The organism is Pseudomonas savastanoi, from assembly GCF_020917325.1.
GTDB lineage: Bacteria > Pseudomonadota > Gammaproteobacteria > Pseudomonadales > Pseudomonadaceae > Aquipseudomonas > Aquipseudomonas amygdali.
Genome location: NZ_CP076652.1, coordinates 934,934 through 958,079 on the forward strand (window position 1 = coordinate 934,934; position 23,146 = coordinate 958,079).

Below are 23,146 nucleotides of genomic sequence, written 5' to 3' on the forward strand. Positions count from 1 at the left end.
TTTAATACCCGCACCATAAAGGAATATCCATGACCCAGCCTTACAGTGCACGTAGTCGCGCCATCGAACCTTTTCATGTGATGGCGCTGCTGGCGCGTGCCAATGAACTGCAGGCAGCGGGTTATGACGTTATTCACCTTGAAATCGGTGAGCCCGATTTTACGACTGCGCAGCCCATCATCAAGGCTGGCCAGGCTGCACTGGCAGACGGCAAGACCCGCTACACCGCCGCTCGCGGCCTTCCGCAACTGCGCGAAGCCATTTCCGGATTTTACGCCCGACGCTACGGCGTTGATATTGATCCCCAGCGCATTCTGATCACTCCGGGCGGTTCGGGCGCGTTGTTGCTTGCCAGCAGCCTGTTGGTCGATCCGGGCAAGCATTGGTTGCTCGCCGACCCTGGCTACCCTTGCAATCGACACTTCCTGCGCTTGATCGAGGGTGAGGCGCAACTGGTGCCGGTCGGTCCGCAAGAACGCTATCAACTGAATCCCGAACTGGTGGCGGCTCACTGGAACCAGAACAGTGTCGGCGCGCTGGTAGCATCACCTGCCAATCCTACTGGCACGCTGTTGAATCGCGACGAGCTGGCAGCCTTGTCCCAGGCGCTGAAATCTCGCAACGGCCACCTGGTTGTGGATGAGATCTACCACGGCCTGACCTACGGCGTGGAGGCCAGCAGTGTGCTGGAGGTGGATAACGAAGCGTTTGTCCTCAATAGTTTTTCAAAGTATTTCGGCATGACAGGCTGGCGCCTCGGCTGGCTGGTTGCACCGCAAGACGCCGTGGCCGATCTGGAAAAACTGGCGCAGAACCTCTACATCAGCGCACCAAGCATGGCGCAACATGCCGCGCTTGCCTGCTTTGAGCCGCAGACACTTGAAATATTCGAGCAGCGGCGCGCCGAGTTCGGCCGTCGCCGGGACTTCCTGTTGCCTGCGCTGCGCGAACTGGGTTTCGGTATTGCCGTCGAGCCGGAAGGGGCATTCTATTTGTACGCCGACATCTCGGCGTTTGGCGGCGATGCCTTCGCGTTCTGCCGGCATTTTCTCGAAACCGAGCATGTCGCTTTTACGCCAGGCCTGGACTTTGGTCGCCATCAGGCTGGGCATCATGTGCGCTTTGCCTATACACAGAGCCTGCCGCGCCTTCAGCAGGCAGTCGAGCGAATTGCTCGCGGTTTGCGTAGCTGGGGTGCCTGATGCGCTTTGCTCCGCAGCTTGAACAGGGACGCCTGCTGACCCGTTACAAACGCTTTCTGGCTGATATCGAAACCGACAGCGGCGAGCTGTTGACCATTCACTGCCCCAACACCGGTTCGATGCTCAACTGCATGATGCCCGGTGGGCGTGTGTGGTTCAGCCGTTCAAGTGACCCGAAGCGCAAGCTGCCGGGCACTTGGGAAATCAGCGAGACGCCGCAGGGCAGGCTGGCCTGTATCAACACCGGGCGAGCCAATACGCTGGTTGAAGAGGCCTTGCGCGCCGGGGTTATCAGCGAACTTGAAGGGTTTACGGCGCTCAAGCGCGAGGTGGCTTACGGGCAGGAAAAGAGTCGTGTGGACTTTCGCCTGGAATACCCTGATGGCTATCTGTATCTGGAAGTGAAAAGTGTCACATTGGGTTTCGATGATTCCAATGTGGCTGCGTTTCCCGATGCGGTTACCCAGCGTGGTGCGCGGCACCTGCGTGAACTGGCCACGCTGGCGCGCGAGGGCGTGCGCGCTGTGTTGTTGTACTGCGTCAACCTCACCGGTATCGACGCTGTGCGGCCAGCAAAGGAGATTGATCCGGCTTATGCGGCTGCGTTGCGCGAAGCCATTGACGCCGGTGTGCAAATTCTTGCCTACGGTGTGCACCTGACGCCGGACGAAATTGTTATTGACCGACGACTGCAGCTGCACTGGCTGGATTGAAGCGTTCTGGGCGTGGCGAGTCAGCCCTCGTCATCCTCCATGGGCAGCGACACCCATATCCCCTCAGCATCTTCACGGCTCTGGATTGCCGTCAATGACTGGCCTTCGCAGGGGCCGGCAACGCATTCGCCATTCTCGATCAGAAACAACGCCCCATGCGTAGCGCACCGGATCAGGCTGGCACTGCTGTCGAGGAATTGATCCGGCTGCCATTCCAGAGCGATACCGCGATGCGGGCAGCGGTTTTGGTAGATGAACACTTCACCCTGACGACGTACTGCCAGCAATGCGTGTTCGCCCAGCTCAAAACCCCTGCTTTGGGCTTCGTGCAAGTGACTTGAGGTGCAAAGGAATTTCAAGAAGCCTCCACAGGCCTGTTTTTTGGGTAGACGCCCGACCTGGGTAGTCTGACAGCTTCTTTGGATTGTCGCGTTGTCGTACGCCGGGCTTGTTACAGGCTGCGTCAGTTTTTTCCTGTCTTCCTGTGGCTTTTTTCTCTGAGCATGGTGCTCACGCCTGCTGGCCTTCAAGCCCGTATATCGTTCTGCCTATGTTTTGCAGAGCGAATACGCCATGAAAGAGATGACAGCAGATGATGAGCGGCTGGCGCGTCAGGTCATAAGGCTGCTTGAGCTGTTTGCCCTCAATGCCGACGACACGGAGCAGCGCATCGTCGGCATTTGTCAGCGCGCATGGACGCCTGTGGGCCAGGTTGCCGCGGTTTGCGTGCAGCCGCGTTTCGTGTGTCTGGCGCGTACCACCCTGGACCGTATGCAGGCGCATGACATCAAGGTTGTCGCCATGGTCAATTTCCCTCACGGCAGCAGCAACATTCAGTCAGTGACCTCGCAAGTTCGCGCCGCGTTGCTGTCCGGCGCGGACGAAATAGATGTCGTGTATCCCTTTCGCGCACTGCTCGGCGGAGATCGGCAGCCCGGCCTTGAGATGATATCGGCGTGCAGCTCATTGTGTGCAGGGCGGGTCAAACTCACTGCGACACTTGAAACCGGCGATCTGCGCGATTCCCAAATGATCCTCAACGCTTGCCGCGATGCGATTGTTTCGGGTGCCGACTTTATCAAGACCAGCACAGGCAAATCAGCCACCCACGTTACACCGCAGGCTGCGCGGGTGATGCTCGAGTCTATCGCGGACGTCGGCGGGCAGGTGGGGTTGAAGGTTGCGGGAGGGATCCGGACGTTCGACGAGGCACGTTTTTACATGATGCTGGCGCGTGCCCGTTTTGGTCGGCAATGGATGAATGCCGGGCGCGTGCGGTTGGGTGGCTCAAGCTTGCTGGACGATTTGCTGGCCAGACTTGGCCTGTATGAGTCGTATGGCAACGGTTTTTGAGAGGTGGGCAGCTTTTTGAAGGACAAAAAAAGACCCGGCAAAGAGCCGGGTCAAAAACCGTGATTAGCCTGATGAGGAGATAATCTGAAAGTCCGAACCAAGGTCTTTCAGTTACCGTCCAGTCTCGCGACCGGATGTGATAATCATAACGATTCTCATTTGTAAGTCAACAGTTCTTTTGACCCTGTCCATGCTCTTCACCTGACAACTATCCATAGGCCAAAAATGCCTTGCACGGCATAACGGCTGGCTGCGCATGGCCGCGATATTTTAGAGGGGGAGAGTTTCAGAAATGAAGCGACACAGCGCCAGCCTGACATGCATTGCGCATGCAGGCTGCGACGGTTTTACAGTTTTAGCGGGTGCGATAGCGCAGGCGCGTACCGAAATTTACCGACATCAGAATCTCGTCAGCCGAGAGCTCGGCGGGGAAGAACACGCCTGAAATCTGTGCGTGAGCGATGCTCGCACCTTCCATCGGCGTGTGCCGCAGGTCCAGGCCGCGAAGGTCGGCAGACCGAAAGTAGGCGTCGGTGAAGTCGATACCGGCGGTGTCCAGTGCCCGCAGGTCCAGCCCTCGAAAGTCACCCCCGGCCATATCAATGGTGCCGGTCCGCGGTTTTTCCTGGTTGAAACCTTCGACATCATCTTTACGCAGCAGCATATAAAGCGGTGAGTCGATCTGTTTGGGCTGGCTCATGATGGCCTCGGACATGTGGTTGCGTTGGAATTATGGCGCCATTATATCGCCATCATTATGGGGCCGTGAAGCATTACCCGCTCAACGGCCATGTACTGGTTTTACAGCCCCGGCAGGCGCTGGCGCAGGTTGTCGATCAGACTGTCCAGCTCACTGCTGATGTGGGTGGCAACCTTCTTGCTGCGCAGCGTTTCCTCTGCGCTGAGCGGTTCGCGATTGGCCTGCTGGGCCTCGATGACTTCCAGGGTTGCGTCGGAAGGATCATTGTTCTGTGCCTGACGCTGGGCAAGCCAGCCAGCGATCACTGCCTGTGGTGCTTCGCAATCAAGGATCAGAAACGGCACGCCGGTGTTTTCGGCGACTTTCGCCGCTGCATCACGCTGCCCGTGCTTGAGGTAGGTGGCATCGATCACCACCGAGAAGCCTGCGCGCAGGGTGATACCGGCAAGTTCGTGCAGGTGTGCATAGGTTGCATCGTTGGCTTGCGCGCCATACATCTCTTCAGCTCGCCCGGCAAACAGACGCTTGCGCTCTATGTCCGAACGCAGGCGAATGGCACCCAGCGATTCCACCAGACGCATTGCGACATGGCTTTTACCGACGGCTGATACACCGTGGGTGATCGTCAGAAAAGGTGAGGGAATGGCGCTATAGCTTTCGGCCAGATTGGCGTAGTTGCGGTATTGACGAAGCGTCGCTGCGCGCTGCACACCGTCGGCATCGGATGGCTGGCTGAACAGCGCCACCTTGGCACGAACCATCGCCCGATAAGCCTTGTAGAAATTCAGCAGTTCCAGGCCCGCATAGTCGCCGGTGACTTCCAGGTACTGGCTGATCAGGCGCCGGGAGAGGGATTTCAGACCGCGGTCTTCAAGGTCCATTGCGAGGAAGCCGATGTCGGCGTACACGTCGGTCTTGCGGAACGGTTCGTTGAACTCGATGCAGTCAAACAGCACGACCTTGCCGTCAATCACCGTCGCGTTGCCGAGGTGGATGTCGCCATGGCATTCGCGGATGAATCCATCGGCCTTGCGCTGAGCCAGCAGTGGCTTGAGTCGCGCAAAGCTTGACTCTGCCCACGCCTGCAGGGCGTCGAGCTGTGTCAGGTCGGATTTTTCGCTGATCAGTGGACGAATCTGCTCAAAATTCTGTACCACAGGGGCCATGACGCTGTCAGGCGAGCCCAGTTCGCTTTCGGTTCCGACCTGCGGTGAGGTGAGGTGGAAGCCTGCGATCTGGCGCGCCAGTTCGTCGATATGCGCAGTGGTCACCTCGCCGTTGGCTTGCAGGGTGCTGAGCAAGCCGTCCTGTGAAAACTGCTTCATCTTCAAGGCGTATTCGATGACTTCGCCGTTGCCGCCCAATTGCGGCGCGTCGGCTGTGCCGGTGATCGGCAGCACTTCGATGTAGAGGTCGTCGGTCAGGCGCTGATTGAGGCGCAGCTCTTCGTGACAGAAATGCTTACGCAGAGCCAGGGTAGTGAAATCCAGAAAACCGAAGTTCATCGGTTTCTTGAATTTGTAGGCATACGGGCCAGTCAGCAGAACCCACGAAATGTGCGTTTCGATGAGCTGGAAATTTTCCACCGGATGTGGGAAAAGAGCAGGGTTCTGCAGGGCAGCAATCAAAGACTGGCTCACGGGTGATCCTTCAGGAATGTGTTCAAAATGTAAGTAAGCGATGCCGCCATTATGGCCGCTTGGCGCGAGGCTGCAAACCGCAGACTCGGGCGTCTGTCGATCCTTGCTAAAGTGCGTATAATCCGCGCCCATGACTCGATCCCGCACCTCTCGTTCTCCTAAAAAGCAACCTCCTCGCAGCCTGAACAAGTGGCTGGGCTGGGCGTTGAAGCTCGGTATTGTCGGCCTGGTTCTGCTGGGCGGCCTGGCCATTTACCTCGATGCAATCGTTCAGGAGAAGTTCTCCGGCAAGCGCTGGACCATTCCGGCCAAGGTCTATGCACGACCGCTGGAGCTGTTCGTCGGGCAGAAGCTGAGCCGTGACGATTTTCTCATCGAACTCGACGCCTTGGGTTATCGCCGCGAAAGCGTCGCGAATGGCCCCGGCGCTGCGGCGGTGAATGGCAATACCGTCGACCTCAACACGCGTGGCTTCCAGTTCTACGAGGGCACTGATGCGGCGCAGCAGGTGCGCGTGCGCTTTTCCGGCGATTACGTCGCCGACCTGTCATCAGGTAATGGTGCCAAGCTTGCCGTGGCGCGGCTTGAGCCCTTGCTGATTGGCGGGCTTTACCCGAAGAACCTCGAAGACCGGATCCTGATCAAGCTTGATCAGGCACCGCCGTATCTGCTCGACGGGCTGGTGGCGGTCGAGGACCGCGATTTCTACCACCACTTCGGCGTGTCACCCAAGTCCATTGCCCGGGCTATCTGGGTGAATACTTCGCAAGGACAGATGCGCCAGGGCGGCAGTACGCTGACCCAGCAGTTGGTCAAGAACTTCTACCTGACCAACGAGCGCAGCCTGACCCGTAAGCTCACCGAAGCCATGATGGCGGTCTTGCTGGAGATTCATTACAGCAAGCAGGAAATCCTCGAGGCTTACCTCAATGAAGTATTTGTCGGTCAGGACGGTCAGCGTGCAGTGCACGGTTTCGGTCTGGCCAGTCAGTATTTCTTCAGTCAGCCGCTTTCCGAGCTGAAGATTCATCAGGTGGCGATGCTGGTCGGGCTGGTCAAGGGGCCGTCCTTCTACAACCCGCGGCGCAACCCCGAGCGTGCTCTGGAACGTCGTAATCTGGTGCTCGACCTGTTTGAACAGCAAGGTGTGGCCACCCCCGAAGTGGTGGCCGCCGCGAAGAAAATGCCACTGGGTGTGACCAAAACCGGCACGCTCGCCGATAGCTCGTTCCCGGCTTTTCTGGATCTGGTCAAGCGCCAGTTACGCGAAGACTACCGCGATGAAGACTTGACCGAAGAAGGGCTGCGGATCTTTACCAGTTTCGATCCGATCCTGCAGATGAAGTCCCAGGCCGCCATGGACGACACGTTCAAAAAGCTCGCCGGGCGCAAGGGTGTGGATGAAGTAGAGGCGGGTATGGTCGTCACCAACCCGGAGACCGGTGAAGTGCAGGCGCTGATTGGCGGTCGCGAGGCCGGGTTCTCGGGCTTCAACCGGGCGATCGATGCAGTGCGTCCGATTGGCTCGCTGGTCAAGCCGGCTATTTACCTGACCGCACTGGAGCGTCCGAGCCAGTACACGCTGACCAGCTGGATTGCCGACGAACTGTTTCAGGTCAAGGGTGCTGATGGCCAGATCTGGAAACCGCAGAACTACGATCACAAGTCGCATGGCAACATCTTTCTGTATCAAGGGCTGGCGCACTCCTACAACCTGTCGACTGCCAAGCTGGGCCTTGAGCTGGGTATTCCGACTGTGTTCAAGACACTGGCCAAGCTGGGTGTAACGCGTGAGTGGCCTGCTTATCCGTCGATGCTGCTGGGCGCGGGCGGCTTGAGCCCGATGGAAGTCGCCACCATGTACCAGACCATCGCCAGTGGCGGGTTCAATACGCCGATGCGCGGTATTCGCAGTGTGCTGACCGCCGAAGGTGAACCGCTCAAGCGTTATCCGTTCAAGATCGAGCAGCGTTTCGATCCGGGTGCCATTTATCTGGTACAGAATGCGATGCAGCGTGTCATGCGCGAAGGGACGGGCAAATCTGTTTACAACGTGTTGCCAAGCTCGCTGAACCTGGCGGGCAAGACTGGCACCAGTAACGACTCGCGCGACAGCTGGTTCGCCGGTTTCAGTCAGGATCTGCTGGCCGTGGTGTGGATGGGCCGTGATGATAACGGCAAGACTCCGTTTACCGGTGCCACTGGTGCCTTGCAGGTCTGGACCAGCTTTATGCGCAAGGCCAATCCGCTGCCGCTGGACATGGCGATGCCGGATAACGTCGTTCAGGCGTGGGTCGATGCGCAGACCGGTCAGGGTTCTGACTCAAGCTGCCCGAATGCAGTGCAGATGCCGTATATTCGCGGCAGTGAGCCCCAGCCCGGCGCGACATGCGGCGGCGCTCCGGCACCTGCCACTGAGGTGATGGACTGGGTCAAGGGTTGGTTGAACTAGGCAATCGAGGTTTTGAAGTGAATAAATGGTGGATTCCCGCTTTAACGGCACTGGCCTTGCTGAACGGCTGCGCCAGTGTGGAACGCGGCTCGATTCCGGTCGTGGATTCGAGCTCCAAGGTGTCCAACGGCGAGCGCGCGGCAGCGTCGCGTAATGGCACTTATCGAACCAACACCGCTCCAGTCCAGCAGCCGCAAGCCGTGCCGCAGGATTCGGGTGTCGTGGTGATGGTGCCGGGCGCTGGTGGTGCTGATGCAGGGCAGAGCTTCTCTGCGCCGGCCAGTCAGGCGCCGTTCAGTGTCAACACGCCGCCTGTCGACGCGGCTCCGGTCAATCAGGCCCCGATCAGCCCGGCTCCGGCGAACAACACTTACAGCATGCCGGCTGCCTCTGCACCGACCGGGATTCCGTCCAGTGGCGGCGGTTTGTCAGAGGACGAGCAGCTTGACGGTCCGGTACTGGCGTTGCTGACCACGGCACAGCAACAGCAAAGCAGTGGCGACCTCAACGGCGCATCCTCAAGCCTTGAGCGTGCGCAGCGTGTTGCCCCGCGTGAGCCTCAGGTGCTTTATCGTCTGGCTCAGGTGCGTCTGGCTCAGGGCGATGCAGCCCAGGCCGAGCAACTGGCTCGTCGCGGTCTGACCTACGCCAACGGGCGTACCAGCCTTCAGGCCAGCCTCTGGGGTCTGATCGCTCAATCTCGCGAAAAGCAGGGTGATGCGGCCGGTGCTGCGCTGGCTCGCCAAAAGGCTCGCTGATGGACGTGCGTTTGCCTGAGGTGGCCGAGCAGTTGCTGTTGATAGAGCGCGAGTTGCGCGCGCTGGGCTGGTGGGATGCGACGCCGCCCAGCGAGCAGGCGCTTGCGAGTCAGGAACCGTTCAGCGTCGATACGCTTGAGTTCGCGCAGTGGCTGCAATGGATCTTCCTGCCGCGCATGAAAGTCATTCTTGAGCGCGACCTGCCGCTGCCCAATGCGTCCGGCATTCTGGAGATGGCCGAGATGGTCTATGCCGGGCGCCTGGATGAAACCCGGTTGCTGCAACAGCATCTGGCACGGTTCGACCAGTTGATTACGGCCGCTCGCTGAGCCAATCCTCTAGCGACAGAATTCGCTGATGGCTTTCTCGGTTTCTTCGGTACGCGTCTTGCGGTTTTCTTCCGTAAGACGCCTCGATTCTCCTCCAACCTGCTCGCGCACTCGCGGATTGTTCTGCAACTGCGCAAGATTGGTGCGCAGGGTTTCGCAATTTTCCGCGCGTTTCGCTTCCTGAGCTTTCACCTGACTTTTGACTTTCTGCTCAATGGCGCGTTGCTGTGCGGCTCCGTCGTCCGCAGGAGTGCTCGGTGCAGCGGCAGGCGGCGGCTTCTGCACATTGATTTCCTGTACCTGCTGGCCGGTGGGGGGTTGAGCATCAAAATGCGTCACGCCCTGGGCGTCGACCCACTTATAGATTGAGGCGGCCTGGCTGGTTGTGCTGAGGGCCAGTGCGGCTGCGAGAATCATCCAATGCATGTCGTGTCCTTGAGAGTCTGTGCATACAGAAAACTACCATAACGGTGCATTTCAGTCCGAAACGGTGCGATTTCGCCAGTCCGCTGTCAAGAAAGCGCACGGATCACTTGACTTGAAGGGGGGGAATCACAACAATCCAAAGTTCGCTGTAGAAGGACTGCCAGAAGCAGACCCTCTCAGTAGATCATGAGGCGCACACCCGCGCCGACCTGTAACACCCGCAACGCGTTACCTCGCGCTGGGTGGGAATGTTCCGCAACACTCAGGGACCTCCCAATACTTGCTCAGTCAGTGCTGACGTAGTCGGCGACCACCGTCGCTCATGCTCTGCTGGCAGTAAACCTATTAAGACCCGTCCCGGAGTGGGCGGTATTCTGGCGTTTTAGAGGTGAACAACGTGGAGCTTTTATCTGGCGCTGAAATGGTCGTCCGCTTTTTGCGTGACGAAGGCGTTGAGCATATCTATGGGTACCCGGGTGGTGCCCTCCTGCATGTTTACGATGCCCTGTTCAAAGAACCGGCGGTGAGCCATATCCTTGTTCGCCACGAGCAGGCTGCCACGCACATGGCCGACGGCTATGCGCGGGCTACCGGCAAGGCGGGCGTGGTGCTGGTGACGTCCGGCCCGGGTGCAACCAATGCCATTACCGGTATCGCCACGGCGTACATGGACTCCATTCCGATGGTGGTTCTGTCCGGTCAGGTAGCGAGCACGCTGGTGGGTACCGATGCGTTCCAGGAGACCGACATGATCGGTATCTCCCGGCCGATCGTGAAGCACAGCTTCATGATCAAGCACCCGTCGGAAATCCCGGAAGTCCTGAAAAAGGCTTTCTACCTGGCGCAGTCCGGTCGTCCGGGTCCTGTAGTAGTCGACATTCCGAAAGACATGACCAACCCGGCCGAGAAGTTCGAATACGTCTTCCCGAAAAAAGCCAAGCTGCGCTCCTACAGCCCTGCGGTTCGTGGCCATTCCGGTCAGATCCGCAAAGCCGTCGAGATGCTGCTGGCGGCCAAGCGTCCTATCGTCTACGCCGGTGGCGGGGTGATCATGGGCAATGCGTCGGCGCAACTGACCGAACTGGCACAACTGCTCAACGCTCCGGTCACCAATACCCTGATGGGTCTTGGCTGCTATCCGGGCACTGACCGCCAGTTCGTCGGCATGCTCGGGATGCATGGCAGCTACACCGCCAACCTTGCGATGCACCACACTGACGTCATTCTGGCTGTAGGCGCGCGCTTTGATGACCGTGTCATCAATGGCGCGAGCAAGTTCTGCCCGAACGCAAAAATCATCCACATCGACATCGACCCGGCTTCGATCTCCAAAACCATCAAGGCCGACGTGCCTATCGTCGGTCCTGTCGAAAGCGTGCTGACCGAAATGGTCGCCACCTTGAAAGAGATCGGCGAAACACCCGACAAGGCATCCGTTGCGGCGTGGTGGAAGCAGATTGACGAGTGGCGCGGTACGGGTGATCTGTTCCCTTACAACCATGGCGATGGCACGGTCATCAAGCCGCAGGCCGTTATCGAAACGCTGTGCGAAGTCACCAATGGCGACGCTTATGTCACCTCCGACGTCGGCCAGCATCAGATGTTCGCTGCGCAGTACTACCGTTTCAACAAGCCGAACCGCTGGATCAACTCGGGCGGTCTGGGCACGATGGGCTTTGGCTTCCCGGCTGCGATGGGCGTCAAGCTGAGCTTTCCGGATGCGCACGTTGCCTGTGTGACCGGCGAAGGCAGTATCCAGATGAACATTCAGGAACTGTCGACCTGCCTGCAGTACGGCTTGCCGGTGAAGATCATCCTGCTCAACAACGGTGTTCTGGGCATGGTCCGTCAGTGGCAGGACATGAGCTATGGCTCGCGTCACTCGCATTCCTACATGGAATCGCTGCCTGATTTCGTCAAGCTGGTCGAAGCCTATGGCCACGTCGGCATGCGTATCACTGACCTGAAGGACTTGAAGCCGAAGATGGAAGAAGCTTTTGCCATGACTGATCGTCTGGTGTTCATGGATATTCAGGTCGATGTGACCGAGCACGTCTACCCGATGCAGATCAAGGACGGCTCCATGCGCGATATGTGGTTGAGCAAGACGGAGCGGACATAATCATGCGCCATATCATTTCCCTGCTGCTGGAAAACGAACCGGGTGCATTGTCTCGCGTCGTCGGTCTGTTCTCCCAGCGCAACTACAACATCGAAAGCCTGACGGTTGCGCCGACCGAGGACCCGACCCTGTCGCGTCTGACGCTCACCACCGTAGGCCATGATGAGGTGATCGAGCAGATCACCAAGAACCTCAACAAACTTATCGAAGTGGTCAAGCTGGTCGACCTGTCGGAAAGCGCTCACATCGAACGCGAGCTGATGTTGGTCAAGGTCAAGGCCACTGGCGCGCAGCGTGCCGAGATCAAACGCACCACGGATATCTTCCGCGGGCAGATCGTCGACGTGACCGCCAGCGTTTATACCGTGCAGCTGAGCGGCACGAGCGACAAACTGGACAGCTTCATTCAGGCCATCGGCACCGCCGCTATCCTGGAAACAGTACGCAGTGGCGTAACGGGCATTGCCCGTGGCGACAAAGTGCTGAGCATTTAAATCAATTAAGCAAATGGCCTGAACGGCCAAGATAACAGGGGATTTCCATGAAAGTTTTCTACGACAAAGACTGTGACCTTTCGATCATCCAGGGCAAGAAAGTCGCCATCATCGGTTACGGTTCGCAAGGCCACGCTCAAGCGTGCAACCTGAAAGACTCCGGCGTTGATGTCACTGTTGGCCTGCGTAAAGGTTCGGCTACTGTCGCCAAGGCCGAGGCTCATGGCCTGAAAGTGACTGATGTTGCTTCCGCCGTTGCTGCTGCCGACCTGGTCATGATTCTGACCCCGGACGAGTTCCAGTCCCAGCTGTACAAGAACGAAGTCGAGCCGAACCTGAAAAAGGGCGCAACACTGGCGTTCTCCCACGGCTTCGCGATTCACTACAACCAGGTTGTACCGCGCGCTGACCTCGACGTGATCATGATCGCGCCAAAGGCTCCGGGCCACACCGTACGTACCGAGTTCGTCAAGGGTGGCGGTATTCCTGACCTGATCGCGGTTTATCAGGATGCTTCCGGCAACGCCAAGAACGTTGCCCTGTCCTACGCTTCGGGCGTTGGCGGCGGCCGTACCGGTATCATCGAAACTACCTTCAAGGACGAGACCGAAACCGACCTGTTCGGCGAACAGGCTGTTCTGTGCGGCGGTACTGTCGAGCTGGTAAAAGCTGGTTTCGAAACACTGGTTGAAGCTGGCTACGCGCCGGAAATGGCCTACTTCGAGTGCCTGCACGAACTGAAGCTGATCGTTGACCTCATGTACGAAGGCGGTATCGCCAACATGAACTACTCGATCTCCAACAACGCCGAATACGGCGAGTACGTGACCGGCCCTGAAGTCATCAACGCTGAATCCCGTCAGGCCATGCGCAACGCTCTGAAGCGCATCCAGGATGGTGAATACGCGAAGATGTTCATCAGCGAAGGCGCTACCGGCTACCCTTCGATGACCGCCAAGCGTCGTAACAACGCTGCCCACGGTATCGAAATCATCGGCGAGAAACTGCGCTCGATGATGCCTTGGATCGCTGCCAACAAAATCGTCGACAAAGACAAGAACTAAGCTTTAGCTTCGCAAAAAAACGCGGCCAATCGGTCGCGTTTTTTCGTTATGGGTCAGGCTCTGGTATAAAGCTGCATCGTTTGCCGCCGAACCCTCGCGGCAGACCTCTGTCGAACCTTTTCATACCGCTGCAAGGTAATCTCCATGAGCGAACGTCCCGAGGAGCCCAACAAGGCCTCCGACGCTGAAAGTCTGCTACCTATCGATGAACATGTGGAAGAAGGCCATGACGCCGAAGGCCGGCAGGTCCGGCATCGCGGTATCTATCTGCTGCCCAACCTGTTTACCACCGCGAACCTGTTCGCTGGCTTTTACTCCATCATCAGTTCCATGAGTGCACAAAGCGCGATGAGTGCAGGTGATACCGCTGGTGCGAGCAAGTATTTCGCGTTCGCTGCCATTGCGATCTTCGTCGCCATGGTCCTCGACGGGCTGGATGGTCGCGTTGCGCGCATGACCAATACCCAAAGCGCGTTTGGTGCCGAGTACGACTCCTTGTCCGACATGGTCGCCTTTGGTGTGGCACCCGCGTTGCTGGCATTCGGTTGGGCATTGGGTGACATGGGCAAGGTGGGCTGGATGGTGGCCTTCATCTATGTGGCGGGCGCGGCATTGCGTCTGGCGCGCTTCAACACTCAGGTCGGCAAGGCTGACAAACGCTACTTTATCGGCCTGGCTAGCCCTGCTGCGGCAGGTGTTGTAGCTGGCACGGTCTGGGCGTTCAGTGATTTCGGGATTCAGGGTTCGAAGTTGTCGTTCCTGGTGGCCTTGCTGGTTGCGGCTGCAGGCATGCTGATGGTCAGCAACATCAAGTACAACAGCTTCAAGGAGCTGGACCTGAAAGGGCGTGTACCTTTTGTTGCGATTCTGGCCGTGGTGCTGGTGTTTGCCGTGGTATTCAGCGACCCGCCACGCATTCTGCTGCTGATATTCCTCGCCTACGCACTGTCGGGACCTATTCAGTATCTATTGCGTCGTCATAAAGCCTCTCAATGATCTAATTTCCACCATACTCCGTAGTCTACTGGTGCATCAGTTCCCTTAGGCTGTGGAGTCATTATGCTAATCAAGCTTCCTTCTGCGTCCGACTCCAAAGAGTCGGACGTCACGCCTGAATCCATCTATCTCTCTCGACGTACATTGCTCGGCGGCTCGCTTGCGGGTCTGGCCGTCACGGCGCTGCCGCGCTGGGCAAGCGCTGCAGATGCTTCGCGCTATGCGGATGTAGAGCCCGGGAAAGCGCCGGGGTGGTTCGCCGACAAACTTGCGTCCACTAAATGGCAGGCGGTCAATGTCAAGGATGAGGCGATCACGCCGTTCAAGGACGCCACCCACTACAACAATTTCTACGAGTTTGGTACCGACAAGGGCGATCCGGCAAAAAATGCCGGTTCCTTGCAGACTGAACCGTGGAGCGTCGTGATCGATGGTGAAGTCGGCAAGCCGGGCCGCTATGCGCTGGAAGACTTCATGAAGCCTTACCAGTTGGAGGAGCGGATCTATAGGCTGCGCTGCGTCGAAGCCTGGTCGATGGTCATTCCCTGGATGGGCTTTCCGATCTCTGCACTGCTTAAGCAGGTAGAGCCGACCTCGAAGGCCAAATACATTCGCTTCGAAACGCTTGAAGACCCAAAGTCCATGCCTGGGCAACGCTCTGACTTTGCCCTCATCGACTGGCCGTATGTAGAGGGGCTGCGACTGGATGAAGCGATGAATCCGTTGGCGATCCTTGCGGTGGGCATGTATGGGCGTGAATTACCTAATCAGAACGGCGCGCCGCTGCGTTTGGTGGTGCCTTGGAAGTATGGCTTCAAGAGTGTGAAGTCCATCGTGCGTATCAGTCTGGTCAGTGAGCAGCCGAAGACCACATGGCAAAGCATTGCGGCAAATGAGTACGGCTTCTATGCCAACGTTAACCCGACGGTGGATCACCCTCGTTGGACCCAGGCCCGAGAGCGTCGCTTGCCGAGTGGGCTATTCAGTCCGAATCTGCGCGACACGAAAATGTTCAACGGTTATGAGGAGGAGGTGGGTGCCTTGTATGCCGGTATGGATCTGAGGAAGGACTATTGATGCGATACCCGTTCTGGCGTCTGGCTGTATTTCTCGCCGCGTGTGTTGCGCCGGTCTGGTGGCTCTATCAGGCATGGATCTTTGCCCTGGGTCCTGATCCGGGCAAGGTTCTGGTAGAGAACTTCGGGCTGGCGACTCTGGTGATGTTGCTGATCACAATGTCCATGACGCCTTTGCAGCGTCTGACCGGCTGGCCGGGATGGATCGTTGTCCGTCGTCAACTGGGGTTGTGGTGTTTTGCTTATGTAGTGCTGCACATGACGATGTATGCGCTGTTCATCCTCGGGCTGGATTTAGGCCAGTTGGGCGTGGAGCTGGTCAAGCGTCCTTATATCATCGTGGGTGCGTTGGCGTTTCTCGGGCTGTTGGCTTTGGCGGTGACGTCCAATCGCTATAGTCAGCGTCGACTCGGGGCGCGCTGGAAGAAGCTGCACCGGCTTATATACGTGATTCTGGGGCTGGGCTTGCTGCACATGTTCTGGATTGTCAGGGCTGACCTTAAGGAATGGGCACTGTATGCGGGGATAGGTGCGTTCCTGTTGCTGCTGCGGATTCCAGTGATTACAAGGCGAATCCCGCGTCTTGGCGGTTCTGCGGCGGCAGGATCGAAGAAAGTTCAAAATAACGGTTGACGCCCTCTGTGATCTGTCTATAATTCGCCCCACTTCCGGCGCAGACGGAAACGAAAAAGCCTTGTAGATCAATAGTTTACAAGGGTTTGGAGTGAAGAGTCAGCGAGGAAGGAGGTCGAGTCAGCAGTGATCGACAGCGGTGAGAAAAAAGAGTTTGACACGCGGTTGTAACGCTGTAGAATTCGCCTCCCGCTGATGAGCAACTGCAGAGTTGATCGAAGCGCAAGTGGTTGAAGTTGCAAAGGAAACTTTGAAAACTTCTTAAAATAACCGCTTGACAGATACAAGAGACGCTGTAGAATGCGCGCCTCGGTTGAGACGAAAGCTCTTAACCACCCGCTCTTTAACAACTGAATCAAGCAATTCGTGTGGGTGCTTGTGGTGTCGACTGAAGTCAACAGATTATCAGCAACCCAAGTTACTCCGCGAGAAATCAAAGATGTAACCAACGATTGCTGAGCCAAGTTTAGGGTTTTCTCAAAACCCAGTTAGATGTTTGAACTGAAGAGTTTGATCATGGCTCAGATTGAACGCTGGCGGCAGGCCTAACACATGCAAGTCGAGCGGCAGCACGGGTACTTGTACCTGGTGGCGAGCGGCGGACGGGTGAGTAATGCCTAGGAATCTGCCTGGTAGTGGGGGATAACGCTCGGAAACGGACGCTAATACCGCATACGTCCTACGGGAGAAAGCAGGGGACCTTCGGGCCTTGCGCTATCAGATGAGCCTAGGTCGGATTAGCTAGTTGGTGAGGTAATGGCTCACCAAGGCGACGATCCGTAACTGGTCTGAGAGGATGATCAGTCACACTGGAACTGAGACACGGTCCAGACTCCTACGGGAGGCAGCAGTGGGGAATATTGGACAATGGGCGAAAGCCTGATCCAGCCATGCCGCGTGTGTGAAGAAGGTCTTCGGATTGTAAAGCACTTTAAGTTGGGAGGAAGGGCAGTTACCTAATACGTGACTGTTTTGACGTTACCGACAGAATAAGCACCGGCTAACTCTGTGCCAGCAGCCGCGGTAATACAGAGGGTGCAAGCGTTAATCGGAATTACTGGGCGTAAAGCGCGCGTAGGTGGTTTGTTAAGTTGAATGTGAAATCCCCGGGCTCAACCTGGGAACTGCATCCAAAACTGGCAAGCTAGAGTATGGTAGAGGGTGGTGGAATTTCCTGTGTAGCGGTGAAATGCGTAGATATAGGAAGGAACACCAGTGGCGAAGGCGACCACCTGGACTGATACTGACACTGAGGTGCGAAAGCGTGGGGAGCAAACAGGATTAGATACCCTGGTAGTCCACGCCGTAAACGATGTCAACTAGCCGTTGGGAGCCTTGAGCTCTTAGTGGCGCAGCTAACGCATTAAGTTGACCGCCTGGGGAGTACGGCCGCAAGGTTAAAACTCAAATGAATTGACGGGGGCCCGCACAAGCGGTGGAGCATGTGGTTTAATTCGAAGCAACGCGAAGAACCTTACCAGGCCTTGACATCCAATGAACTTTCCAGAGATGGATTGGTGCCTTCGGGAGCATTGAGACAGGTGCTGCATGGCTGTCGTCAGCTCGTGTCGTGAGATGTTGGGTTAAGTCCCGTAACGAGCGCAACCCTTGTCCTTAGTTACCAGCACGTTATGGTGGGCACTCTAAGGAGACTGCCGGTGACAAACCGGAGGAAGGTGGGGATGACGTCAAGTCATCATGGCCCTTACGGCCTGGGCTACACACGTGCTACAATGGTCGGTACAGAGGGTTGCCAAGCCGCGAGGTGGAGCTAATCTCACAAAACCGATCGTAGTCCGGATCGCAGTCTGCAACTCGACTGCGTGAAGTCGGAATCGCTAGTAATCGCGAATCAGAATGTCGCGGTGAATACGTTCCCGGGCCTTGTACACACCGCCCGTCACACCATGGGAGTGGGTTGCACCAGAAGTAGCTAGTCTAACCTTCGGGGGGACGGTTACCACGGTGTGATTCATGACTGGGGTGAAGTCGTAACAAGGTAGCCGTAGGGGAACCTGCGGCTGGATCACCTCCTTAATCGACGACTCAGCTGCACCATAAGCACCCACACGAATTGCTTGATTCATTGAAGAAGACGATTAGAAGCAGCGCCCGAGTTCGGGTCTGTAGCTCAGTTGGTTAGAGCGCACCCCTGATAAGGGTGAGGTCGGCAGTTCGAATCTGCCCAGACCCACCAGTTTACTGGTGAGATAGCTGGTCAGAGTAGACGCCTCCACGGTATGTAGAAATACGGGGCCATAGCTCAGCTGGGAGAGCGCCTGCCTTGCACGCAGGAGGTCAGCGGTTCGATCCCGCTTGGCTCCACCACTTACTGCTTCTGTTTGAAAGCTTAGAAATGAGCATTCCATTGATCCTGACGATCAATGCATGAATGTTGATTTCTAGTCTTTGATTAGATCGTTCTTTAAAAATTTGGGTATGTGATAGAAAGAAATAGACCGGGCACCTCTTTCACTGGTGTGTGTCCGGGCTAAGGTAAAGTTTGTGAATGCAAACTTTCGGCGAATGTCGTCTTCACAGTATAACCAGATTGCTTGGGGTTATATGGTCAAGTGAAGAAGCGCATACGGTGGATGCCTTGGCAGTCAGAGGCGATGAAAGACGTGGTAGCCTGCGAAAAGCTTCGGGGAGTCGGCAAACAGACTGTGATCCGGAGATGTCTGAATGGGGGAACCCAGCCATCATAAGATGGTTATCTTGTACTGAATACATAGGTGCAAGAGGCGAACCAGGGGAACTGAAACATCTAAGTACCCTGAGGAAAAGAAATCAACCGAGATTCCCTTAGTAGTGGCGAGCGAACGGGGACCAGCCCTTAAGTTGTATTGGGATTAGCGGAACGTTCTGGAAAGGACGGCCATAGTGGGTGATAGCCCTGTACGCGAAAATCCCTTTGCAATGAAATCGAGTAGGACGGGGCACGAGAAACCTTGTCTGAATATGGGGGGACCATCCTCCAAGGCTAAATACTACTGACTGACCGATAGTGAACCAGTACCGTGAGGGAAAGGCGAAAAGAACCGCGGAGAGCGGAGTGAAATAGATCCTGAAACCGTATGCGTACAAGCAGTGGGAGCCCACTTTGTTGGGTGACTGCGTACCTTTTGTATAATGGGTCAGCGACTTATTTTCAGTGGCGAGCTTAACCGAATAGGGGAGGCGTAGCGAAAGCGAGTCTTAATAGGGCGTCTAGTCGCTGGGAATAGACCCGAAACCGGGCGATCTATCCATGGGCAGGTTGAAGGTTGGGTAACACTAACTGGAGGACCGAACCGACTACCGTTGAAAAGTTAGCGGATGACCTGTGGATCGGAGTGAAAGGCTAATCAAGCTCGGAGATAGCTGGTTCTCCTCGAAAGCTATTTAGGTAGCGCCTCATGTATCACTGTAGGGGGTAGAGCACTGTTTCGGCTAGGGGGTCATCCCGACTTACCAAACCGATGCAAACTCCGAATACCTACAAGTGCCGAGCATGGGAGACACACGGCGGGTGCTAACGTCCGTCGTGAAAAGGGAAACAACCCAGACCGTCAGCTAAGGTCCCAAAGTCATGGTTAAGTGGGAAACGATGTGGGAAGGCTTAGACAGCTAGGAGGTTGGCTTAGAAGCAGCCACCCTTTAAAGAAAGCGTAATAGCTCACTAGTCGAGTCGGCCTGCGCGGAAGATGTAACGGGGCTCAAACCATGCACCGAAGCTACGGGTATCATCTTTTGATGATGCGGTAGAGGAGCGTTCTGTAAGCCTGTGAAGGTGAGTTGAGAAGCTTGCTGGAGGTATCAGAAGTGCGAATGCTGACATGAGTAACGACAATGGGTGTGAAAAACACCCACGCCGAAAGACCAAGGTTTCCTGCGCAACGTTAATCGACGCAGGGTTAGTCGGTCCCTAAGGCGAGGCTGAAAAGCGTAGTCGATGGAAAACAGGTTAATATTCCTGTACTTCTGGTTATTGCGATGGAGGGACGGAGAAGGCTAGGCCAGCCTGGCGTTGGTTGTCCAGGTTTAAGGTGGTAGGCTGAGATCTTAGGTAAATCCGGGATCTTAAGGCCGAGAGCTGATGACGAGTGTTCTTTAGAACACGAAGTGGTTGATGCCATGCTTCCAAGAAAAGCTTCTAAGCTTCAGGTAACCAGGAACCGTACCCCAAACCGACACAGGTGGTTGGGTAGAGAATACCAAGGCGCTTGAGAGAACTCGGGTGAAGGAACTAGGCAAAATGGCACCGTAACTTCGGGAGAAGGTGCGCCGGTGAGGGTGAAGCATTTACTGCGTAAGCCCACGCCGGTCGAAGATACCAGGCCGCTGCGACTGTTTATTAAAAACACAGCACTCTGCAAACACGAAAGTGGACGTATAGGGTGTGACGCCTGCCCGGTGCCGGAAGGTTAATTGATGGGGTTAGCGCAAGCGAAGCTCTTGATCGAAGCCCCGGTAAACGGCGGCCGTAACTATAACGGTCCTAAGGTAGCGAAATTCCTTGTCGGGTAAGTTCCGACCTGCACGAATGGCGTAACGATGGCGGCGCTGTCTCCACCCGAGACTCAGTGAAATTGAAATCGCTGTGAAGATGCAGTGTATCCGCGGCTAGACGGAAAGACCCCGTGAACCTTTACTATAGCTTTGCACTGGACTTTGAATTTGCTTGTGTAGGATAGGTGGGAGGCTTTGAAGCGTGGACGCCAGTCTGCGTGGAGCCAACCTTGAAATACCACCCTGGCAACTTTGAGGTTCTAACTCAGGTCCGTTATCCGGATCGAGGACAGTGTATGGTGGGTAGTTTGACTGGGGCGGTCTCCTCCTAAAGAGTAACGGAGGAGTACGAAGGTGCGCTCAGACCGGTCGGAAATCGGTCGTAGAGTATAAAGGCAAAAGCGCGCTTGACTGCGAGACAGACACGTCGAGCAGGTACGAAAGTAGGTCTTAGTGATCCGGTGGTTCTGTATGGAAGGGCCATCGCTCAACGGATAAAAGGTACTCCGGGGATAACAGGCTGATACCGCCCAAGAGTTCATATCGACGGCGGTGTTTGGCACCTCGATGTCGGCTCATCACATCCTGGGGCTGAAGCCGGTCCCAAGGGTATGGCTGTTCGCCATTTAAAGTGGTACGCGAGCTGGGTTTAGAACGTCGTGAGACAGTTCGGTCCCTATCTGCCGTGGACGTTTGAGATTTGAGAGGGGCTGCTCCTAGTACGAGAGGACCGGAGTGGACGAACCTCTGGTGTTCCGGTTGTCACGCCAGTGGCATTGCCGGGTAGCTATGTTCGGAAAAGATAACCGCTGAAAGCATCTAAGCGGGAAACTTGCCTCAAGATGAGATCTCACTGGAACCTTGAGTTCCCTAAAGGGCCGTCGAAGACTACGACGTTGATAGGTTGGGTGTGTAAGCGCTGTGAGGCGTTGAGCTAACCAATACTAATTGCCCGTGAGGCTTGACCATATAACACCCAAGCAATTTGAGTCGAACGACCAGATTGCGGTGACTGTGAAGACGACACGAACCGAAAGTTTGCGTCACAACCGCACCGAGCTATCACATACCCGATTTGCTGAAGCGCGCCGCACGGCACGATTCGGTACCCGAATTTCTTGACGACCATAGAACATTGGAACCACCTGATCCCATCCCGAACTCAGTAGTGAAACGATGTATCGCCGATGGTAGTGTGGGGTTTCCCCATGTGAGAGTAGGTCATCGTCAAGATTAAATTCCAGAAACCCTCATCGCTTACGCGTTGAGGGTTTTTGTTTGTCTGGGGTTCCACAAACCTCTGCATTCTCCTGAACTCATAACCCCACCTTTCAGTACTGAAGCCAGAGAGTCCCCCTCCAGCTCAGTTGAACGCCCCCATGCCTGCCAGCCTGCTGCCGGGCCGCAGATGGAAGCTGCTCAGTACTGGCAGGCTTCCGTCTGGCTGGCGCTTCGCATCCCAACCAGTCTCCGAGACATCTTCAAAGTCAGCGTCGGTTACAGGCGTTGGCAATGCCCATGAGTTGTGGGCCATATCCAGTCCTTCGCTGTTTACGGTCAACCGTCCCTTGTAGGCAATATTGTTGAGCAGGTGGCCGAGAGGAATCAGCGAGCCATCTGGCGCGATACCTGCCATGTTGTAGTTTGCGCCATTGGAAAAAGCCGTGTTGTTGATGAAGTCCAGTGCCAATGTATGGTGATTGGCGTAGAAACCGGCGGATTTGTTGTCGAAGGCAACTGAATTACGGACGATATGTTTCACACCGTTGGGCACATACTTGCCACCGTATCCGCCCGCTTTGATGCCATTGCCGTTGCCCGCTTCAAGTTTGGTGTGCGTGCCAGGCAGGTAGCCTTGCTGCCATGCCCACGAGTTTTCGATGGTTACCGGCGAGAAGGCATTGATCAGGTCAAAGCCGTCGTCGGAATTGGCCCAGGCTCTGCAACCGCGAAATACGTTGCCTGGATGCCCCGCCTTGATGTGTGCGCCGAAGCCGTCAGCGCTCTGACCTGCGCCGTTTGAGGTGTAAGGATCGTAGTTGTGGTGGGAGTCGGTATTGAGTACCAGGTTATAACCGCCGTTCTGAATGAACAGGCCTGGCCCCATGTTGTGATGCAAGTTGAGTTGCTCGAAAGTGTTGTGGCTGCCGCTGTTCCAGATGCCCCAGGACTCGTGATTGAGATGGTTATCCGGCTGCTGCGGCACGCCCGTTACCTCCAGCCCCTTCAGGTGTAACCAGCTACCGGTAACGTTGAAGCCTTTGACGCGACAATCGTCTTTCATGGCCGAGAAATCAAACACTGGTGTTTCGCCCGGATAGGCCCAGTAACGTATAGGTTTGTTTTCGCTGCCGCTGTTGTTCAGGGTGATGGCATTGACGGTGTCTGTACGGGTAGCGCAGCTGTTGATGCCTGCTGTGTAGGCATAGACTCCGCCGCGAAAGTACACCGTGTCGCCAGCTTTTGCGGCTTGCTGTGCACGCATGATGGATCGCAACGGTGCGGCTTTTGTACCGGCAGCATAATCATCGCCATTGGGGGCAACGTAGTAGTCGGTTGCATGCGCTGTTGCAGCAACGGTCAGCAAGACCGTCAACAGTATGGTTTTCATGAGGTCACTCCAGGCCAGCCTCTCGTAATCGTATGCGTGTTTGCTGCACCCCATTGTGAATTCAATGAATAAAGAGTCTGTTTGTG

Annotated in this window: 17 protein-coding genes, 2 tRNA genes and 3 rRNA genes; 17 read left to right on the forward strand and 5 right to left on the reverse strand. The window is 56.3% G+C overall.

The genetic code is table 11. The features are described from left to right. The first annotated feature begins 29 nt into the window (after nucleotides 1-29). Nucleotides 30-1,202: a pyridoxal phosphate-dependent aminotransferase gene (locus KP808_RS04100; RefSeq protein WP_230017497.1), complete on the forward strand. Its 1,173-nt coding sequence runs from the start codon at nucleotides 30-32 to the stop codon at nucleotides 1,200-1,202. Continuing rightward, nucleotides 1,202-1,915: a DNA/RNA nuclease SfsA gene (gene sfsA, locus KP808_RS04105; RefSeq protein WP_230017498.1), complete on the forward strand. Its 714-nt coding sequence runs from the start codon at nucleotides 1,202-1,204 to the stop codon at nucleotides 1,913-1,915. Before KP808_RS04100 ends, sfsA begins: the two co-directional genes overlap by 1 nt. A 20-nt stretch (nucleotides 1,916-1,935) precedes the next feature. On the opposite strand, the gene KP808_RS04110 is transcribed toward sfsA, so the two are convergent. Continuing rightward, nucleotides 1,936-2,274: a Rieske (2Fe-2S) protein gene (locus tag KP808_RS04110; protein WP_080394953.1), complete on the reverse strand. Its 339-nt coding sequence runs from the start codon at nucleotides 2,272-2,274 to the stop codon at nucleotides 1,936-1,938. 214 nt (nucleotides 2,275-2,488) lie between these two features. Here KP808_RS04110 and deoC point away from each other — a divergent pair, with 214 nt between their 5' ends. After that, nucleotides 2,489-3,268 carry a deoxyribose-phosphate aldolase gene (gene deoC / locus KP808_RS04115; RefSeq protein ID WP_230017499.1) on the forward strand — a complete coding sequence of 260 codons (780 nt, stop codon included), beginning with the start codon at nucleotides 2,489-2,491 and terminating at the stop codon, nucleotides 3,266-3,268. Nucleotides 3,269-3,623: 355 nt separating this feature from the next. On the opposite strand, the gene KP808_RS04120 is transcribed toward deoC, so the two are convergent. Next, complete coding sequence (locus KP808_RS04120) at nucleotides 3,624-3,968, reverse strand: pentapeptide repeat-containing protein (RefSeq protein ID WP_002552068.1); 345 nt, start codon at nucleotides 3,966-3,968, stop codon at nucleotides 3,624-3,626. A 101-nt stretch (nucleotides 3,969-4,069) separates the two neighbouring features. Further along, the gene (locus KP808_RS04125) at nucleotides 4,070-5,608 is read right to left on the reverse strand and encodes a bifunctional aminoglycoside phosphotransferase/ATP-binding protein (RefSeq protein WP_230017500.1); all 1,539 of its coding nucleotides are present in this window, start codon (nucleotides 5,606-5,608) and stop codon (nucleotides 4,070-4,072) included. A gap of 130 nt (nucleotides 5,609-5,738) precedes the next feature. Between KP808_RS04125 and mrcB the strand changes: the two genes are divergently transcribed. From mrcB to KP808_RS04140, 3 genes are read left to right on the forward strand one after another with little or no spacing between them, the layout of a single operon-like run. Then, nucleotides 5,739-8,060, forward strand: a complete 2,322-nt coding sequence (gene mrcB / locus KP808_RS04130) for a penicillin-binding protein 1B (protein ID WP_058400374.1) — start codon at nucleotides 5,739-5,741, stop codon at nucleotides 8,058-8,060. Between the two features lie 17 nt (nucleotides 8,061-8,077). After that, nucleotides 8,078-8,818, forward strand: coding sequence for a tetratricopeptide repeat protein (locus tag KP808_RS04135; RefSeq protein ID WP_161936596.1), 741 nt, complete (start codon nucleotides 8,078-8,080; stop codon nucleotides 8,816-8,818). After that, nucleotides 8,818-9,147, forward strand: coding sequence for a YqcC family protein (locus tag KP808_RS04140; protein ID WP_230017501.1), 330 nt, complete (start codon nucleotides 8,818-8,820; stop codon nucleotides 9,145-9,147). The genes KP808_RS04135 and KP808_RS04140 overlap by 1 nt, the downstream gene beginning before the upstream one ends. 9 nt (nucleotides 9,148-9,156) lie before the next feature. Here the strand turns inward: KP808_RS04140 and KP808_RS04145 are convergent, their stop codons facing one another. Further along, a complete protein-coding gene (locus tag KP808_RS04145; protein WP_058400377.1) occupies nucleotides 9,157-9,573 on the reverse strand; it encodes a DUF4124 domain-containing protein in 417 nt (138 codons plus the stop codon). 397 nt (nucleotides 9,574-9,970) lie between these two features. On the opposite strand from KP808_RS04145, the gene KP808_RS04150 reads away from it, so the two are divergent. The 11 genes from KP808_RS04150 (at nucleotide 9,971) to rrf (ending at nucleotide 21,682) form a co-directional block, all read left to right on the forward strand. Then, entirely contained in the window at nucleotides 9,971-11,695 is a 1,725-nt protein-coding gene (locus KP808_RS04150; protein ID WP_058400386.1) for an acetolactate synthase 3 large subunit, read from the forward strand. Nucleotides 11,696-11,697: 2 nt separating this feature from the next. Further along, nucleotides 11,698-12,189: an acetolactate synthase small subunit gene (gene ilvN / locus KP808_RS04155; RefSeq protein WP_002552075.1), complete on the forward strand. Its 492-nt coding sequence runs from the start codon at nucleotides 11,698-11,700 to the stop codon at nucleotides 12,187-12,189. A gap of 47 nt (nucleotides 12,190-12,236) precedes the next feature. Further along, a complete protein-coding gene (ilvC, locus tag KP808_RS04160) occupies nucleotides 12,237-13,253 on the forward strand; it encodes a ketol-acid reductoisomerase (protein ID WP_002552076.1) in 1,017 nt (338 codons plus the stop codon). Nucleotides 13,254-13,397: 144 nt separating this feature from the next. After that, nucleotides 13,398-14,249: a CDP-diacylglycerol--serine O-phosphatidyltransferase gene (gene pssA, locus KP808_RS04165; protein WP_019741330.1), complete on the forward strand. Its 852-nt coding sequence runs from the start codon at nucleotides 13,398-13,400 to the stop codon at nucleotides 14,247-14,249. Between the two features lie 63 nt (nucleotides 14,250-14,312). Further along, nucleotides 14,313-15,326, forward strand: coding sequence for a protein-methionine-sulfoxide reductase catalytic subunit MsrP (gene msrP, locus KP808_RS04170; protein ID WP_058408990.1), 1,014 nt, complete (start codon nucleotides 14,313-14,315; stop codon nucleotides 15,324-15,326). Then, nucleotides 15,326-15,958, forward strand: a complete 633-nt coding sequence (gene msrQ, locus KP808_RS04175; protein ID WP_058408989.1) for a protein-methionine-sulfoxide reductase heme-binding subunit MsrQ — start codon at nucleotides 15,326-15,328, stop codon at nucleotides 15,956-15,958. The genes msrP and msrQ overlap by 1 nt, the downstream gene beginning before the upstream one ends. A 498-nt stretch (nucleotides 15,959-16,456) precedes the next feature. Beyond that, nucleotides 16,457-17,995, forward strand: a 16S ribosomal RNA gene (locus tag KP808_RS04180). 83 nt (nucleotides 17,996-18,078) lie between these two features. Continuing rightward, nucleotides 18,079-18,155, forward strand: a tRNA-Ile gene (locus tag KP808_RS04185). Between the two features lie 55 nt (nucleotides 18,156-18,210). Next, nucleotides 18,211-18,286, forward strand: a tRNA-Ala gene (locus tag KP808_RS04190). Nucleotides 18,287-18,525: 239 nt separating this feature from the next. Further along, nucleotides 18,526-21,418: ribosomal RNA gene (locus KP808_RS04195) — 23S ribosomal RNA — on the forward strand. Between the two features lie 148 nt (nucleotides 21,419-21,566). After that, nucleotides 21,567-21,682 (forward strand): 5S ribosomal RNA (rrf, locus tag KP808_RS04200). Together the 16S, 23S and 5S rRNA genes with 2 tRNA genes alongside form the textbook arrangement of a ribosomal RNA operon. 130 nt (nucleotides 21,683-21,812) lie before the next feature. On the opposite strand, the gene KP808_RS04205 is transcribed toward rrf, so the two are convergent. After that, nucleotides 21,813-23,060, reverse strand: a complete 1,248-nt coding sequence (locus KP808_RS04205) for a right-handed parallel beta-helix repeat-containing protein (protein ID WP_219170956.1) — start codon at nucleotides 23,058-23,060, stop codon at nucleotides 21,813-21,815. Nucleotides 23,061-23,146: the final 86 nt, after the last annotated feature.